This window comes from Streptomyces sp. NPDC004539 (assembly GCF_040610055.1).
Taxonomy (GTDB): domain Bacteria; phylum Actinomycetota; class Actinomycetes; order Streptomycetales; family Streptomycetaceae; genus Streptomyces.
Genome location: NZ_JBEXLS010000018.1, coordinates 47,150 through 63,292 on the forward strand (window position 1 = coordinate 47,150; position 16,143 = coordinate 63,292).

14 protein-coding genes are annotated in these 16,143 nt (G+C 70.8%); 5 read left to right on the plus strand and 9 right to left on the minus strand.

From position 1 onward, the window contains the following. Positions 1–284: 284 nt before the first annotated feature. The 5 genes from pgl to tkt are packed head-to-tail and all read right to left on the minus strand — an operon-like array spanning position 285 to position 7,039. A complete protein-coding gene (pgl, locus tag ABZX85_RS31640; RefSeq protein WP_355876044.1) occupies positions 285–1,067 on the minus strand; it encodes a 6-phosphogluconolactonase in 783 nt (260 codons plus the stop codon). After that, positions 1,064–2,266, minus strand: coding sequence for a glucose-6-phosphate dehydrogenase assembly protein OpcA (opcA, locus tag ABZX85_RS31645; protein ID WP_355876047.1), 1,203 nt, complete (start codon positions 2,264–2,266; stop codon positions 1,064–1,066). Before opcA ends, pgl begins: the two co-directional genes overlap by 4 nt. Then, positions 2,263–3,786, minus strand: coding sequence for a glucose-6-phosphate dehydrogenase (gene zwf / locus ABZX85_RS31650; RefSeq protein WP_355876050.1), 1,524 nt, complete (start codon positions 3,784–3,786; stop codon positions 2,263–2,265). The genes opcA and zwf overlap by 4 nt, the downstream gene beginning before the upstream one ends. A gap of 6 nt (positions 3,787–3,792) precedes the next feature. Beyond that, entirely contained in the window at positions 3,793–4,911 is a 1,119-nt protein-coding gene (gene tal, locus ABZX85_RS31655) for a transaldolase (protein ID WP_355876053.1), read from the minus strand. A 40-nt stretch (positions 4,912–4,951) separates the two neighbouring features. After that, positions 4,952–7,039 (minus strand): transketolase, encoded by a 2,088-nt coding sequence (tkt, locus tag ABZX85_RS31660; RefSeq protein ID WP_355876056.1) that lies wholly within the window; start codon positions 7,037–7,039, stop codon positions 4,952–4,954. A 431-nt stretch (positions 7,040–7,470) separates the two neighbouring features. Between tkt and ABZX85_RS31665 the strand changes: the two genes are divergently transcribed. The 3 genes from ABZX85_RS31665 to ABZX85_RS31675 all read left to right on the plus strand — a co-directional run bounded on the left by ABZX85_RS31665 (position 7,471) and on the right by ABZX85_RS31675 (position 10,132). Beyond that, on the plus strand, positions 7,471–8,424 hold the full coding sequence (locus ABZX85_RS31665) for a heme o synthase (protein WP_355876059.1): 954 nt from the start codon (positions 7,471–7,473) through the stop codon (positions 8,422–8,424). Between the two features lie 88 nt (positions 8,425–8,512). After that, positions 8,513–8,839: a hypothetical protein gene (locus ABZX85_RS31670; RefSeq protein WP_355876062.1), complete on the plus strand. Its 327-nt coding sequence runs from the start codon at positions 8,513–8,515 to the stop codon at positions 8,837–8,839. Positions 8,840–9,064: 225 nt separating this feature from the next. Beyond that, a complete protein-coding gene (locus tag ABZX85_RS31675) occupies positions 9,065–10,132 on the plus strand; it encodes an amidohydrolase (RefSeq protein WP_355876065.1) in 1,068 nt (355 codons plus the stop codon). Here ABZX85_RS31675 and ABZX85_RS31680 read toward each other — a convergent pair. The 4 genes from ABZX85_RS31680 to ABZX85_RS31695 all read right to left on the minus strand — a co-directional run bounded on the left by ABZX85_RS31680 (position 10,129) and on the right by ABZX85_RS31695 (position 13,806). Next, positions 10,129–11,136: a COX15/CtaA family protein gene (locus tag ABZX85_RS31680; protein WP_355876067.1), complete on the minus strand. Its 1,008-nt coding sequence runs from the start codon at positions 11,134–11,136 to the stop codon at positions 10,129–10,131. The genes ABZX85_RS31675 and ABZX85_RS31680 overlap by 4 nt on opposite strands. Positions 11,137–11,184: 48 nt before the next feature. Beyond that, positions 11,185–11,955, minus strand: a complete 771-nt coding sequence (locus ABZX85_RS31685) for an ABC transporter permease (RefSeq protein ID WP_355876070.1) — start codon at positions 11,953–11,955, stop codon at positions 11,185–11,187. Between the two features lie 88 nt (positions 11,956–12,043). After that, positions 12,044–12,967, minus strand: coding sequence for an ABC transporter ATP-binding protein (locus ABZX85_RS31690; protein ID WP_355876073.1), 924 nt, complete (start codon positions 12,965–12,967; stop codon positions 12,044–12,046). A gap of 44 nt (positions 12,968–13,011) precedes the next feature. Continuing rightward, positions 13,012–13,806 (minus strand): AAC(3) family N-acetyltransferase, encoded by a 795-nt coding sequence (locus ABZX85_RS31695; RefSeq protein WP_355876076.1) that lies wholly within the window; start codon positions 13,804–13,806, stop codon positions 13,012–13,014. A 162-nt stretch (positions 13,807–13,968) separates the two neighbouring features. Between ABZX85_RS31695 and ABZX85_RS31700 the strand changes: the two genes are divergently transcribed. Both ABZX85_RS31700 and sufB read left to right on the plus strand, forming a co-directional pair. Next, on the plus strand, positions 13,969–14,691 hold the full coding sequence (locus tag ABZX85_RS31700) for a helix-turn-helix domain-containing protein (RefSeq protein WP_355876078.1): 723 nt from the start codon (positions 13,969–13,971) through the stop codon (positions 14,689–14,691). Continuing rightward, on the plus strand, positions 14,688–16,103 hold the full coding sequence (gene sufB, locus ABZX85_RS31705; RefSeq protein ID WP_355876081.1) for a Fe-S cluster assembly protein SufB: 1,416 nt from the start codon (positions 14,688–14,690) through the stop codon (positions 16,101–16,103). Before ABZX85_RS31700 ends, sufB begins: the two co-directional genes overlap by 4 nt. The last annotated feature ends 40 nt before the right edge of the window (positions 16,104–16,143 follow it).

Consider the following 16,143-nt stretch of genomic DNA (forward strand, 5'->3'; position numbering starts at 1 on the left):
CGGTGCCAAAGCCTGGCGGCAGGTCGGGTGTGGGGCTGTGGTGCGCAGGGGTGGGCCTGAGGGGCGGGTTGTCGTGCAGGTGAAGGGGGCGCGGCGCGGGACGTTGGAGGTTCGGGGTGTGATGTATGAGCTCAAGAGTGCGGGGGATCGGCATCCCGTGAGGTGGAGGACGTCCGGGGCGGTGGCCGTGCGGGTGCGGTGAAGCCCTCCATGGCTCCCCCAAGGCTCCCCCCCCCCATGACTGAGGGCCCCGTCCGACACGGACGGGGCCCTCGGTCTTCGTGCTACGCCGTCGCCGGCGGGTACAGCGCGCGGGGCAGCTGGGAAGCCGCCGGCTGGTCCAGGAGCCACAGGGTCCGGGAGCGGCCGTACGCGCCCGCCGCCGGTGCCTGGATCTCGCCCGCGCCCGAGAGGGCGATCGCGGCGGCCTCGGCCTTGTCCTCACCGGCGGCGAGGAGCCAGACCTCCTTGGCCGCGCGGATGGCGGGGAGGGTGAGGGTCACCCGGGTGGGCGGCGGCTTGGGGGCGCCGTGGACGCCGACCACCGTGCGCGACGTCTCGCGGACCGCCGGAAGCTCCGGGAACAGGGACGCCACGTGGGTGTCCGGACCCACGCCCAGCATGAGGACGTCGAAGGAGGGAACCGGAGTCTTCGCCCCCGCCTCCGCCGCCCGCGCCAGCTCCTCCGCGTACGCCTCGGCCGCCGCCTCCACGTCCGACCCGAACTCGCCCCCGGACGCGGGCATCGCGTGCACGCGCTTCGGGTCGAGGGGGACGGAGTCGAGGAGGGCCTCGCGCGCCTGGGTGACGTTGCGGTCCGGGTCGCCCTCGGGGAGGAAGCGTTCGTCGCCCCACCACAGGTCGAGCCGGGACCAGTCGACGGCGTCCCGGGCGGGAGCCGTGGCCAGCGCGGCGAGGAGGCCGTTGCCGTTGCGGCCACCGGTGAGGACGATCGACGCGGAACCCCGCGAGGACTGCGCGTCGACGATCTTCGTGATGAGGCGGGCCGCGGCGGCCTGCGCCATCAGCTCCTTGTCACGGTGGACGACCAACTGGGGTGTGCTCACGGGGAGATGGCCTTCCTCACCGGCTCTTGCGCCTCAGCCGGTAGTACGGGAGCTTGCGCAGCCGCCGGGGCAGCGGGGGAAGCGGTTCCTCCGGTGCTCGCGGCGCCACCTGCTCCGAGGGCTCCGGCAGCCTTACCGTCAGTCTCGCTTTTTCGCGCTCCCTCGACGGCACCCGTGCCGGCGTCCTTCACGCCCGCCACCGGGTCCGCGGCGGGCGCCGGGATCGCCGCCACCGGGCGCCGCGTCACCGGCGCCGGGAACGCCGTCGACACCGACGAGTTCAGCCGCTCCACCCCGAACCGCAGGGCGGACGCGTACGTGTCGTCCGGGTCCAGCCGGCGCAGCTCCTCCGCGATGAGGTCGACGGTGTCCCGCCGCTTCAGCGCGACCGCGCGGTCCGGCTGGCCGTGGATGGAGAGCGTCGCGACGGAGCCGTCGGACCGGTCGAGGGCGATGGGCCCCGCGTCGGTCGCCATCCGGACGGCGGTCAGGCCGGGGCCCGCGGAGAGCGTGCGCCGGACGGGGACGTCCAGCCGGTCCGCGAGCCACATCGCCAGCAGCTCGCAGCTCGGGTTGAACTCCTCGCCCTCAACCTCGACGGACGTCACCTCGCAGGTGACCTGGTCGAGAGCGGCGGCCAGCATCGAACGCCACGGCGTGATGCGGGTCCAGGAGAGGTCGGTGTCGCCGGGGGCGTACGACTTCGCTCGGGCGGTCAGCTCGCGGACGGGCTGCTCGGCGGCGAAGGAGTCGGTCACCCGGCGCTGCGCGAGCGCGCCCAGCGGGTCGTTCGCCGGGTCGGCCGGCGCGTCGACCGGCCACCAGACGACGACCGGCGCGTCCGGCAGGAGCAGCGGCAGGACGACGGACTGGGCGTGGTCGGAGACCTCGCCGTGCAGCCGCAGGACGACCGTCTCACCGGTGCCCGCGTCGGCGCCGATCAGGATCTCCGCGTCGATCCGCGACTGCGTGCGGTCGCGCGGGGAGCGCGAGACGCGGCGGATGACGACGAGCGTGCGCGAGGGGTGCTCGCGGGACGCGTCGCCGGCCGCCTTGAGGGCGTCGTACGCGTTCTCCTCGTCCGTGACGACGACCATCGTCAGGACCATGCCGACGGCCGGGGTGCCGATCTCGCGGCGGCCCCTGACCAGGGCCTTGTTGATCTTGCCGGCGGTGGTGTCCGTGAGGTCTATCTTCATGGGCGGCGCCAGCTCCTTCCCTCGCGGGCGAGCATCTCGTCCGCCTCGTCGGGGCCCCAGGTGCCCGCCGCGTACTGGGCCGGCTTGCCGTGGGTGTCCCAGTACTCCTCGATCGGGTCGAGGATGCGCCAGGACAGTTCGACCTCCTCCGTGCGGGGGAAGAGGTTCGAGTCGCCGAGCAGGACGTCCAGGATGAGGCGCTCGTACGCCTCGGGGGACGACTCCGTGAAGGACTCGCCGTACGCGAAGTCCATGGACACGTCCCGGATCTCCATCGACGTACCCGGCACCTTGGAGCCGAAGCGGACCGTGACGCCCTCGTCGGGCTGGACGCGGATGACGATCGCGTTGGAGCCCAGCTCCTCGGTGGCCGTCGTGTCGAAGGGGGAGTGCGGGGCGCGCTGGAAGACGACCGCGATCTCGGTGACGCGGCGGCCGAGACGCTTGCCGGTGCGCAGGTAGAAGGGGACGCCCGCCCAGCGGCGGTTGTCGACCTCGACCTTGATCGCGGCGTACGTGTCGGTCTTCGACTCCTTGTCGATGCCGTCCTCTTCGAGGTAGCCGATGACCTTCTCGCCGCCCTGCCAGCCGGCCGCGTACTGCGCGCGGACGGTGTCGCGGCCGAGGTCCTTCGGCAGCCGGACCGCGCCGAGGACCTTGGTCTTCTCGGCGGCGAGCGCGTCCGCGTCGAAGGAGGCGGGCTCCTCCATCGCGGTCAGCGCCATCAGCTGGAGCAGGTGGTTCTGGATGACGTCACGGGCGGCGCCGATGCCGTCGTAGTACCCGGCCCGGCCGCCGATGCCGATGTCCTCGGCCATCGTGATCTGCACGTGGTCCACGAAGGACCGGTTCCAGATCGGCTCGAACATCGTGTTGGCGAAGCGGAGCGCCAGGATGTTCTGGACGGTCTCCTTGCCGAGATAGTGGTCGATCCGGAAGACCTGGTCGGGGGCGAAGACCTCCTCGACCGTGGTGTTGAGGTCCTCGGCCGACTTCAGGTCGTGCCCGAACGGCTTCTCGATGACCGCGCGCCGCCACGAACCGCGCGACTGGTCGGCGAGCCCGTGCTTCTTCAGCTGCTGGATGACGACCGGGAACGCGCCCGGCGGCACGGACAGGTAGAAGGCGAAGTTGCCGCCCGTGCCCTGCGCCTGGTCCAGCTCCTGGATCGTGTCGCGCAGCCGCTCGAACGCCTCGTCGTCGTCGAAGGTGCCCTGCACGAAGCGCATCCCCTGGATGAGCTGCTGCCAGACCTCCTCCCGGAACGGCGTCCGGGCGTGCGCCTTCACGGCGTCGTGGACCTCGGCCGCGAAGTCCTCGTGCTCCCACTCCCGGCGGGCGAAGCCGACCAGGGAGAAGCCCGGCGGAAGCAGACCGCGGTTGGCGAGGTCGTACACGGCGGGCATCAGCTTTTTACGTGACAAATCGCCCGTGACACCGAAGATGACAAGGCCCGACGGCCCCGCGATGCGCGGGAGCCGTCGGTCTGCCGGGTCACGCAGCGGATTGCTGCTCGACAAGTGAAATCAGCCCTCCGAAGGAGCGAGGCGCTGAAGCTCCGCCTCGGTCGACTTGAGCAGGTCGTTCCAGGACTCCTCGAACTTCTGGACGCCCTCGTCCTCAAGGAGCTGGACCACGTCGTCGTACGAGATCCCGAGCTTCTCGACCGCGTCGATCTCCGCGCGGGACTGCTCGTACGTGCCGGCGATCGTGTTGCCGGTGATCTGCCCGTGGTCCTCGGTGGCCAGCAGGGTGGCCTCCGGCATGGTGTTGACGGTGTTCGGCGCGACCAGGTCGTCGACGTACAGGGTGTCCTTGTACGCCGGGTCCTTCACACCGGTCGACGCCCACAGCGCGCGCTGCTTGTTGGCGCCCGCCTTCTCCAGGGCCTCCCAGCGGGAGGTGGAGAAGACCTCCTCGTACGCCTGGTAGGCGAGACGCGCGTTGGCGAGGGCCGCCTTGCCCTTGAGGGCGAGGGCCTCGTCGGTGCCGAGCGCGGTGAGGCGCTTGTCGATCTCGGTGTCCACGCGGGACACGAAGAAGGACGCCACCGAGTGGATGCCCGCCAGGTCGATGCCCTTGGCCTTGGCCTTCTCCAGGCCGGCCAGGTAGGCGTCCATGACCTCGCGGTAGCGCTCCAGGGAGAAGATCAGCGTGACGTTGACGCTGATGCCGTTGCCGATCACCTCCGTGATCGCCGGGAGGCCCGCCTTCGTCGCCGGGATCTTGATCAGCGTGTTCGGGCGGTCCACCAGCCACGCGAGCTGCTTCGCCTCGGCGATCGTCGCCGCCGTCTCGTGCGCCAGGCGCGGGTCGACCTCGATGGAGACCCGGCCGTCCTGGCCGTTCGACGCGTCGAAGACGGGGCGCAGGATGTCGGCCGCGTCCCGGACGTCCGCCGTGGTGATCATGCGGATCGCCTCGTCGACGGTGACCTTGCGGGCGGCGAGGTCGGCGAGCTGCTGCTCGTAGCCGTCGCCGGACGAGATCGCCTTCTGGAAGATCGACGGGTTGGTGGTGACGCCCACGACGTGCTGCTGGTCGATCAGCTCGGCGAGGTTGCCGGACGTGATCCGCTTGCGCGACAGGTCGTCCAGCCAGATCGCGACGCCTTCCTCGGAGAGGCGCTTCAGTGCGTCTGTCATGGGATTACATCTCCTACGTACGAGTCGTCGTTTAGGGGCGTCAGCGCTGTGCCGCTGCGAGGGATTCCCGCGCCTTGGCGGCCACGTTCTCGGCAGTGAAGCCGTACTCCTGGAAGAGGACCTTGCCGTCCGCCGAAGCGCCGAAGTGCTCCAGGGAAACGATGCGGCCCGCGTCACCGACGTACTTGTGCCAGGTGAGACCGATGCCGGCCTCGACGGAGACACGCGCCTTCACCGAGGCGGGCAGGACCTCCGCGCGGTACTCGGCGGTCTGCTCCTCGAACCACTCCACCGACGGCATCGAGACGACGCGGGTCGGGGTGCCCTCGGCCTCCAGCAGTTCACGAGCGGCGACGGCCACGTGGACCTCGGAGCCGGTCGCGATGAGGATGACCTCGGGGGTGCCGGCGGACGCCTCGGTGTGGACGTAACCGCCCTTGACCGTGTCCTCGTTGGCCTCGTACGTCGGCACACCCTGACGCGTCAGCGCCAGACCGTGCGGCGCGGAGACGCCGTACTCGCGCTTGCCGCGGCGCAGGATCTCGCGCCAGGCGATCGCGGTCTCGTTCGCGTCGGCCGGACGGACGACGTTCAGGCCCGGGATCGCGCGCAGCGCGGCGACGTGCTCGACCGGCTGGTGGGTCGGGCCGTCCTCGCCGAGGCCGATCGAGTCGTGCGTCCACACGTAGGTCACCGGGAGGTGCATCAGCGCGGACAGGCGCACGGCGTTGCGCATGTAGTCGGAGAACACGAGGAACGTGCCGCCGTAGATGCGGGTGTGGCCGTGCAGCGCGATGCCGTTCATCTCGGCGGCCATCGAGTGCTCGCGGATGCCGAAGTGGATCGTGCGGCCGTACGGGTCCGCCTCGGGCAGCGGGTTGTCCGCCGGGAGGAAGGAGGACGACGCGTCGATCGTCGTGTTGTTGGAGCCCGCGAGGTCGGCCGAGCCGCCCCACAGCTCCGGGATGACCGCGCCGAGCGCCTGGAGGACCTTGCCGGACGCAGCACGCGTCGCGACACCCTTGCCCGTCTCGAAGACCGGGAGCTTCTCCTCCCAGCCGGCCGGCAGCTCGCCCGCGTTGATCCGGTCGAACTCGGCGGCGCGCTCCGGGTTGTCGTCCCGCCACAGCTGGAACGACTTCTCCCAGTCGGCCTTCGCCTGCGCGCCGCGCTCCAGGGCGCCGCGCGTGTGCGTGATGACCTCGTCGGAGACCTCGAAGCTCTTCGCCGGGTCGAAGCCCAGCACGCGCTTGGTGGCCGCCACCTCGTCGTCGCCGAGCGCCGAGCCGTGCGCGGCCTCGGTGTTCTGCGCGTTCGGGGCGGGCCAGGCGATGATCGAGCGCATCGCGATGAACGACGGCTTGTCCGTCACCTTCTTCGCGGCCTCGATGGCGTTGTAGATCGCGTGCGGGTCGAGGTCGCCGTCGGGCTTCGGCGCGACGCGCTGGACGTGCCAGCCGTACGCCTCGTAGCGCTTGACGGTGTCCTCGGAGACGGCCGTCTCCGTGTCGCCCTCGATCGAGATGTGGTTGTCGTCCCACAGGAGGACGAGGTTGCCGAGCTTCTGGTGGCCGGCCATCGAGGACGCCTCGGCGGAGATGCCCTCCTGGAGGCAGCCGTCACCCGCGATGGCGTACACGAAGTGGTCGAAGGGGGACTCGCCCTGCGGGGCCTCCGGGTCGAAGAGGCCGCGCTCGTAGCGGGCGGCCATCGCCATGCCGACCGCGTTCGCGACACCCTGGCCCAGCGGACCCGTCGTGGTCTCGACGCCGGTGGTGTGGCCGTACTCGGGGTGGCCCGGGGTCTTCGAGCCCCACGTCCTGAACGCCTTCAGGTCGTCCAGCTCCAGGCCGAAGCCGGCCAGGTAGAGCTGGGTGTAGAGGGTCAGGGACGAGTGGCCGGCGGACAGCACGAAACGGTCGCGCCCGACCCAGTCGGCGTCGGCGGGGTCGTGCCGCATCACCTTCTGGAAGAGGGTGTAGGCGGCCGGGGCGAGGCTCATCGCCGTACCCGGATGGCCGTTTCCGACCTTCTGTACGGCATCGGCGGCCAGGACGCGGGCGGTGTCTACGGCCCGCTGGTCCAGTTCGGTCCAGTCGAGGTCTGTGGTGGTCGGCTTGGTGCTCACCCTGGGTCAGGGCTCCTCTCCACATGTTCGTTTACCGGCTGCTCGGGCACGCGCCCACCGGCTGCCGGTGCACTGGGTGCCCACCGGCGTTGTCGAGCCTACCCCCGTAAGTACGTGCGGTTTCTCCCGTCCGTCCAGACTGCCGGGAGTCTTGGAAGTCCGCCTGTCGACCGGGTTCCCGGGTGCTCGGCATCTGAATACGGAAGCCGACAAAGGAGTGCTCAATCGAGCCTTTTTGCGACCGGTGAGCGAACCTTCGGGGTGACGCGGGGGTGACCCTGTGTCGCGGCCGGGTGCCGTCGGGGGACCCCTCCCAACACGGGGCACCCCCGCGAAGGACGAGGTATGGGCAACGTCTACAGTGGCGTGGTACGCGCGAGCCTTTACCGGGACTTCACACGGGGAGGCTTGCTGGGATATCTCTTTCAGGGGTGTGCGTGACGGCCGTCGAATCCCGTCCAGCGGGGGTTATCGGTGCGAACCAGAGCCCGGTTCACCGGCCGTTCGGGGCCCGTGTCAAGGCGTTCGTGGCACTGACGAAGCCGAGGATCATCGAGCTGCTGCTGATCACCACCGTTCCGGTGATGTTCCTGGCGCAGCAGGGGGTTCCCGACCTCGGTCTCGTCCTGATCACCTGCCTCGCCGGTTACCTGTCCGCGGGCGGCGCCAACGCGCTGAACATGTACATCGACCGCGACATCGACGCGCTGATGGACCGCACCTCGCAGCGACCGCTGGTCACCGGCATGGTCTCGCCGCGGGAGTGCCTGGCCTTCGGGATCGCGCTCGCGGTCGGCTCGACGCTGCTGTTCGGGCTCGCCGTCAACTGGCTGTCCGCCTGGCTCGCCCTCGGGGCGCTCCTCTTCTACGTCGTCGTCTACACGATGATCCTCAAGCGGCGGACCTCGCAGAACATCATCTGGGGCGGGATCGCGGGCTGCATGCCGGTCCTCATCGGCTGGACCGCGGTGACGAACTCCCTCGCCTGGGCGCCGGTCATCCTCTTCCTGGTCATCTTCTTCTGGACGCCGCCGCACTACTGGCCGCTGTCCATGAAGGTCAAGGACGACTACGCGCGCGTGGGTGTCCCGATGCTGCCGGTCGTCGCCTCCAACAAGGTCGTCGCCAAGCAGATCGTCATCTACAGCTGGGTGATGGTCGCGGTCTCGCTCCTGCTGACGCCGCTCGGCTACACCGGCTGGTTCTACACCGCCGTCGCCCTCGCGGCCGGCGGCTGGTGGCTCTGGGAGGCCCACGCCCTCCAGAACCGGGCCAAGGCGGAGATCAAGGGCGCGAAGCTCAAGGAGATGCGCCTGTTCCACTGGTCGATCACGTACGTGTCACTGCTCTTCGTGGCGGTGGCGGTGGACCCCTTCCTGCGGTAGCCGAGGGGCTGCGGCGGGGGCGGTGTGCCGCGGGTTCCGATCGGGGTGCTTATTGCCGGGGTTTCCTACTCGCCGGTAGCATCCAGGCATGGCAGACACCAAGCAGGACCGCACCGCGGCGAGGCAGGATCGGGTCGCGGCGAGGCTCGCCAAGCGGATCGGGGCCTTCGCCAAGGCGCACGGCGGGGCCGAGGGGCAGATCGCCTACATCGGGGAGCGCGGCGCCCGGATCGTGCTCGTCGGTGAGGACGGCGGCTGGGGGGACGTGGTCGCCCCGTCGCTCGACGTCGCCGTGCAGGCCGTCGAGAAGGCCGGGATCACCCGGCACGAGGAGTTCGACGGCGAGTTCGCGGCGAAGGTGGAGACCGGGCCGTACGAGTGGAAGCGGATGGCCGGGATGCAGATCGGCGGCTGAGGGCGTGCCGTCCGCCGGGCGGTGTTCGGTGGCCGGGCGGCGTCTCGTCGGCTGAGGGGTGTCTCGTCGGCCGGGCGGTGTCCCGGTGGCTGAGAGGTGTCTCGGTGGCTGAGGGGTGTCTCGGCGGCGTGGGGCATTTTCGGGCCGCTCCCCCCGCGCCCGCGACCTCACCCGCACCTCGTCCGTTAGACCCCTGTGAGGCGACGCCGCTGACAGGGAGACCGGATGATCGAAACGCCGTCCCTGGTGGACCAGTACTGCCACGGCGTCCTCAGGACGGAGCTGGGGCTCGGCACGTTCGAGGCGCGGCTCGCGCGGGCGGACGGGCCGCCGGCCCCCGGGACGACCCTCTTCGACACGCAGACCGGCTTCGCCGTCCGCCGCTGGTGCCCCCCTCTCCTGGACCTCGAACCCCACTGCCCGCCCGCCCGCTACCTGGCGAGACGGCGTGAACTGGGCGTGCTGGAGGCGGGCCGCAGACTGCTGCGCGGCTCGGGCGTCACGGCGTACCTCGTCGACACGGGCCTCACCGACGACCTCACCCACCCCGCCGAACTCGCCGCCACGGCCGCCGCCGACGCCCGTGAGATCGTCCGCCTCGAACTCCTCGCGGAACAGGTCGCGGACACCTCGGGGACCGTCGAGGGCTTCCTCGCGAACCTCGCGGAATCCGTGCACGGCGCCGCCGCGAACGCGGTCGCCTTCGCCTCCGTCGCCCCCACGAGACTCGGCCACGCGCTGGTCCCGGACCCGCCCGACGCCGGCGAGGTGCGCGGCGCGGCCGGCCGCTGGCTCGCGGGGCGGAAGGTCGGCGGTGAGCTGCGGGACCCGGTCCTGCTACGGCACCTGCTGTGGATCGCGCTGGCCTCGGGCCGCCCGCTCCAACTGCACACCGGCCCCGTGCCGCCGGTGGACTTCATCCGGACGACGACGGGGCTCGGCACCGACCTGGTCCTGCTGCACGGCTACCCCCAGCACCGGCAGATCGCCCGGCTCACCGCCGCCCACCCCCACGTCTACGCCGACTGCGGAACGGCCCTCCTGCACACGGGCGCCCGCGCGGCGACCGTCCTCGCGGAGACCCTCGAACTCGCCCCCTTCGGCAAGCTCCTCTACTCCAGCGGCGCCCGCGCCCTCCCCGAACTCCACCTCGTCGCCGCCCGCCTCTTCCAGGAGGCCCTCACCCGCGTACTGGGCGGCTGGGTCGCCGAGGGCGCCTGGTCCCTGGGGGACGCCCAGCGGGTCGCGGGGATGCTGGCGGCGGGCAACGCGAAGCGGGTGTACGGGCTCTAGGCCCGGGTGGGGACGGCGCTCTCCGCCGGGGCCGGCAGTTCGACGTCGTCGTACGGGCGCTCCCGCAGGGACAGCAGGACCCTCAGGACCCAGATCCAGGTGACCGTGGAGCCGAACATGTGGGCGCCGACGAGGACTTCGGGGAGGTTTGTGAAGTACTGGACGTAGCCGATGGCGCCCTGGAGCAGGAGGATCACGAAGAGTTCGCGGGTGCGGTTCAGGGGGGCCTTCGGGGAGTCGACCGCCTTCAGGACGAACCAGAGCGCGAACGTCAGGGTGACCACGATCCACGCCAGGACCGCGTGCAGCTTGGCGATCGTCTCCCAGTCGATCGGGATGCGCTCGACCTCGCTGGAGTCACCAGCGTGCGGCCCCGCGCCCGTCACGACCGTACCGACCGCGATGAGCAGGACCGACGCGACGACCAGCGACCAGACGAGCTGCTGGACGGCCTTGCCGACGATCGCGCGGGGAGCGCCGTCCCCCTCCCGGGTCCGCTGCCACATGACCGTCGCGACGGCGATCAGCGCCGAGGAGAGCAGGAAGTGCGCGGCGACCGTGTAGGGGTTCAGACCGACGAGGACGACGATCCCGCCGAGCACCGCGTTGCCCATGACCACCCAGAACTGGGCCCAGCCGAGACGGGTGAGGGAGCGGCGGTACGGCTTCTCGGAGCGGGCCGCGACGATGGCCCACCCGACGGCCGCGCACAGCACGTACGTCAGCATCCGGTTGCCGAACTCGATGGCGCCGTGCAGCCCCATCGCGGTGGTCGCGGTCAGCGAGTCGTCCGTGCACTTCGGCCAGGTCGGGCAGCCGAGCCCCGAGCCGGTCAGGCGCACGGCACCGCCGGTGACGACGATGACCACCGACATGACGAGCGCGGCGAGGGCCGCACGCTGGACGGTCCGGGGGGTGGGCGTCCAGCGCGCTGCGATGAAGGCGAGCGGGTTGCGCACGGCGGCTACGGCATCGGCGCGGGTCACGTTTGGCACGCGGACCATCGTAGGCCGCCGCTTGTGCACGCGTTCACGAGGGGTCGGGCGTACGGCCTACTCCCACCGGAAGAACCGGCCCGCAGCCGCCAGCCCCGCCACCGCCCACACCGCCAGGATGCCCAGGTCGCCCCACGGGACGCCCGCGCCGTGCTGCAACACGTCCCGCAGGCCGTCGGAGAGGGCGGAGATCGGGAGGAGGCCGAGGACGTCCTGGACGGCCGAGGGGTACTTGTCCATCGGGACGATGACGCCGCCGCCGACCAGGAGGAGCAGGAAGACGAGGTTCGCGGCGGCGAGGGTCGCCTCCGCCTTGAGCGTGCCGGCCATCAGGAGGCCGAGGCCCGAGAAGGCGGCCGTGCCGAGGACGAGGAGGGCGAGCACGGTCAGCGGGTCGCCGTGCGGGGACCAGCCCAGGGCGAGCGCGATGACCGTCAGCAGGATCACCTGGAGGACCTCCGTGACCAGCACGGACGCCGTCTTCGCGGTCATCAGGGCCCAGCGGGGCAGCGGTGAGGAGGCGAGGCGTTTCAGGACGCCGTACCTGCGCTCGAAGCCCGTCGCGATCGCCTGGCCGGTGAACGCAGTGGACATCACGGCCAGCGCCAGGATGCCGGGGGCGAGGAAGTCGACGGACTTGCCCGCGCCGGTGTCGATGATGTCGACCGAGCTGAAGAGGACCAGGAGCAGGGTCGGGATGATCACCGTCAGGAGGAGCTGCTCGCCGTTGCGCAGGAGCATCCTCGTCTCCAGCGCCGCCTGCGCCGCGATCATGCGGGGGAGGGGCGCCGCACCCGGCTTCGGGGCGTACGTGCCGGTCGCGGTCATGAGCGCAGCTCCTTGCCGGTGAGCTCCAGACTGTGCTTTCCCGGGGGACAACCCCCGGACCCCCGGCCGAGGGGCATGCTGGCCGGAATCATGAGCGCAGCTCCTTGCCGGTCAGTTCCAGGAAGACGTCCTCCAGTGTGTGGCGTTCCACCGAGATGCGGTCCGGCATCACGCCGTGCTGGGCGCACCAGGAGGTGACCGTGGCGAGGAGCTGGGGGTCGATCTTGCCGGTGATGCGGTAGGAGCCGGGGGTGAGTTCGTCGGCGGTGGAGTCGGTGGGGAGCGCCTTGAGGAGGGAACCGACGTCCAGACCTGGGCGGCCGGTGAAGCGCAGCGTGTTCTCGGCGCCGCCCTTGCACAACTCCTCCGGGGAGCCCTGTGCGATGACCTTTCCGGCGTCGATGATCGCGACGTCGTCCGCGAGCTGCTCGGCCTCGTCCATGTGGTGGGTCGTGAGGATGACGGCGACCCCGTCGTCCCGCAGATCGCGGACGAGGTCCCAGGTCGCCCGGCGGGCCTGCGGGTCGAGGCCCGCCGTCGGCTCGTCGAGGAAGACCAGCTCGGGACGGCCGACGACGGCCATCGCGAGGGCCAGCCGCTGCTGCTGGCCGCCGGACAGCCGCCGGTAGGTGGTCCGGCCGCAGCTCCCGAGGCCGAGCCGCTCGATCAGCGCGTCGACGTCGAGCGGATGCGCGTGCAGCTTCGCCACGTGCCGGAGCATCTCGTCGGCGCGCGCACCCGAGTACACGCCCCCCGACTGCAACATCACACCGATCCGGGGCCGCAGCTCGGCGGCCTGGGCGACGGGGTCGAGCCCGAGGACCCGGACCGTCCCGTCGTCGGCTCTCCGGTACCCCTCGCACACCTCGATCGTCGTCGTCTTCCCCGCCCCGTTGGGGCCGAGCACGGCGGTGACACCGTCCCCGGCGACCAGATCGAGGCCGTCCACCGCGGTCTTGGACCCGTACCGCTTCACCAGGGCCCGGACCTGGACGACAGGCTCGCTTCGCATGAGAGACGAGTCTAGGGAGCGCGCGGGGGGTGCGGGCGGGCGGGTCACGGGATCTCGTACGGGCGGTGGACCGGCAGCCAGCGCTCCGCGTAGGCGACGGCCTCGGCGAGCGGGAAGAGCCGGCACTCGGCGGCGCCCGCGGTGCCCCGGACGACCGGGCGGTCCCGTTCGTAGTCGTGGCCCAGCTCGGGGAAGTCGCCGCTGTCGACGGAGACGTCGGTGACCGTGCGCCAGCCGTCGGGACCGGGGTGGCCGTGCGGGCGGACGGGGGAGGGGACCCGGTACTCGGCGAGGTGGAAGGCGGTGCAGCTGTCGTAGCCGACGCCGAGCAGCAGGACGCGCGCGCCCGCCTCCTCCAGCCGGGCCAGCGGGCTGCGCTCGCCGAGCTGGCAGTCCGGGGCGTGCCCGCCGGTGATCCGCGCCGCCAGCGGGCCGATCGCCGCGAAGGACGTCTGGTGGTGGGCGCTGCGCAGGGCGCCGGGCCAGCGGCGGACCGTCTCGGGGACCGCGCCCATGCCCCGGGTCGGGGTGACCAGCGGATCGTAGGGCGGCATGGTCGCCCGGATCACCGGCCACCACTCCTCCGGGACCGGCGGGTTCTGCCACAGGGCCGGGTCGGAGAGGTCGCCGGTCTGGGTGGGGACGGCCAGGGTGCCGGCCGGGCCGAGGACGTCGAGGAGGGCCTGGACGGCGGCGACGGCGGCGCCGTTGACCCAGCCCAGGGACTTTAGCGAGGAGTGGACGAGGAGGGTCTCACCGGCTGTCACCCCGAGCTTCCTGAGGTCGTCCGCGAGGGTGTCCCGGGTGACGAGTGGGCCGGTGGGAGGGGGTGTGGGCATGGTTCACGAGTGTCGCGCGGCGAGTGGCCCGGCGCCACCGAATTGATCGATCAGAAGATCGTTTCCGCAGGTCAGATTAGGTATGCCTAAGTGATGCAGGGCACCGTCGGCCGGTGGGGGCGCGGCTTGCCCGGTCCTGGAGAATTACGCAACAATGGCGTTGTGAAAAACGTCGGCGAGGCCCCGCAGGAGGAGCTCGCGGCCGGCTTGCGGTCGGATCGGTCGACCCGCAACCGCGTCGCGCGCTCGATCCTGGACCACGGCCCGTCCACGGTCGCCGAGCTCGCGGGCCGGCTCGGCCTCACCCAGGCCGCCGTCCGCCGGCACCTGGACGCGCTGGTCGAGGGCACCGTCGTGGAACCCCGTGAACAGCGTGTCTACGGCGCCCGCACCCGCGGTCGCCCCGCGAAGGTGTTCGCCCTGACCGACTGCGGCCGGGACGCCTTCGACCAGTCGTACGACACGCTCGCCGCCGACGCGCTGCGCTGGATCGCGGAGCGGGAGGGCGGCGAGGAGGCCGTCGCCGCCTTCGCCCGCGCGCGCGTCGCCGCGCAGGCCCCCGCCTACCGCAGGGCGATCGCCGGAGTCCCGCCCGAGAAGCGCGCGGAAGCCCTGGCCAAGGCCCTGACGGCGGACGGGTACGCTGCTACGGCGCGAAGCGCGCCCGTGGGTGAGCAGCTCTGCCAGCACCACTGCCCCGTGGCGCACGTCGCGGAACAGTTCCCCCAGCTGTGCGAGGCGGAGACGGAGTTCTTCGCCGAGCTGCTCGGGACGCACGTGCAGCGGCTGGCGACCATCGCCCACGGCGACGGCGTGTGTACGACGTTCATCCCCAAGATTTCCCACAACGCATCAGCAAGCACGGCCGGGAGGAACCCCGCATGACCACGGAGACTGCCCACCCCGAACTAGAGGGTCTTGGCAAGTACGAATACGGCTGGGCCGACTCCGACGAGGCCGGTGCGGCTGCCAAGCGCGGACTGAACGACGATGTCGTCAAGGACATCTCGGCGAAGAAGTCCGAGCCCGAGTGGATGACGAAGCTCCGTCTCAAGGGCCTGCGTCTCTTCGAGAAGAAGCCCATGCCGAACTGGGGCTCCGACCTCTCCGGCATCGACTTCGACAACATCAAGTACTTCGTGCGCTCCACGGAGAAGCAGGCGGAGTCCTGGGAGGACCTGCCCGAGGACATCAAGAACACGTACGACAAGCTCGGCATCCCCGAGGCGGAGAAGCAGCGCCTCGTCGCCGGTGTCGCCGCGCAGTACGAGTCCGAGGTCGTCTACCACCAGATCCGCGAGGACCTGGAGGAGCAGGGCGTCATCTTCCTCGACACGGACACCGCCCTCAAGGAGCACCCGGAGCTCTTCAAGGAGTACTTCGGGACGGTCATCCCGGTCGGCGACAACAAGTTCGCCTCGCTGAACACGGCCGTGTGGTCCGGCGGTTCCTTCATCTACGTCCCCCCGGGCGTGCACGTCGAGATCCCGCTCCAGGCGTACTTCCGCATCAACACCGAGAACATGGGCCAGTTCGAGCGGACCCTGATCATCGTCGACGAGGGTGCCTACGTGCACTACGTCGAGGGCTGTACGGCGCCGATCTACAAGTCGGACTCCCTGCACAGCGCGGTCGTCGAGATCATCGTCAAGAAGAACGCCCGCTGCCGGTACACGACCATCCAGAACTGGTCGAACAACGTCTACAACCTGGTCACCAAGCGCGCCGTCGCCTACGAGGGCGCGACCATGGAGTGGGTCGACGGCAACATCGGCTCCAAGGTGACCATGAAGTACCCCGCCGTCTACCTGATGGGCGAGCACGCCAAGGGCGAGACCCTCTCCATCGCCTTCGCGGGCGAGGGCCAGCACCAGGACGCGGGCGCCAAGATGGTCCACATGGCGCCGAACACGTCGTCCAACATCGTGTCGAAGTCCGTGGCGCGCGGCGGCGGCCGTACGTCCTACCGCGGTCTCATCGAGATCGGCGAGGGCGCCCCCGGCTCCAAGTCCAACGTGCTGTGCGACGCGCTGCTCGTCGACACCATCTCCCGCTCGGACACCTACCCGTACGTCGACGTCCGCGAGGACGACGTGTCGATGGGGCACGAGGCGACCGTCTCCAAGGTCTCCGAGGACCAGCTCTTCTACCTGATGAGCCGGGGTCTGAGCGAGTTCGAGGCGATGGCGATGATCGTGCGCGGCTTCGTCGAGCCGATCGCGAAGGAGCTGCCGATGGAGTACGCGCTGGAGCTGAACCGGCTGATCGAGCTCCAGATGGAAGGCGCGGTCGGCTGACCGCGGCCCCCGGGTCGCCCTCGTACGTCATACAAGCGTA

Coding starts and splice junctions, on each gene's coding strand:
- ABZX85_RS31685 (WP_355876070.1), bottom strand. CDS start 11,955: ATGACCGCGACCGGCACGTACGCCCCGAAGCCGGGTGCGGCGCCCCTC.
- ABZX85_RS31690 (WP_355876073.1), bottom strand. CDS start 12,967: ATGCGAAGCGAGCCTGTCGTCCAGGTCCGGGCCCTGGTGAAGCGGTAC.
- ABZX85_RS31670 (WP_355876062.1), top strand. CDS start 8,513: ATGGCAGACACCAAGCAGGACCGCACCGCGGCGAGGCAGGATCGGGTC.
- ABZX85_RS31680 (WP_355876067.1), bottom strand. CDS start 11,136: ATGGTCCGCGTGCCAAACGTGACCCGCGCCGATGCCGTAGCCGCCGTG.
- tal (WP_355876053.1), bottom strand. CDS start 4,911: ATGACAGACGCACTGAAGCGCCTCTCCGAGGAAGGCGTCGCGATCTGG.
- sufB (WP_355876081.1), top strand. CDS start 14,688: ATGACCACGGAGACTGCCCACCCCGAACTAGAGGGTCTTGGCAAGTAC.
- ABZX85_RS31695 (WP_355876076.1), bottom strand. CDS start 13,806: ATGCCCACACCCCCTCCCACCGGCCCACTCGTCACCCGGGACACCCTC.
- ABZX85_RS31675 (WP_355876065.1), top strand. CDS start 9,065: ATGATCGAAACGCCGTCCCTGGTGGACCAGTACTGCCACGGCGTCCTC.
- opcA (WP_355876047.1), bottom strand. CDS start 2,266: ATGAAGATAGACCTCACGGACACCACCGCCGGCAAGATCAACAAGGCC.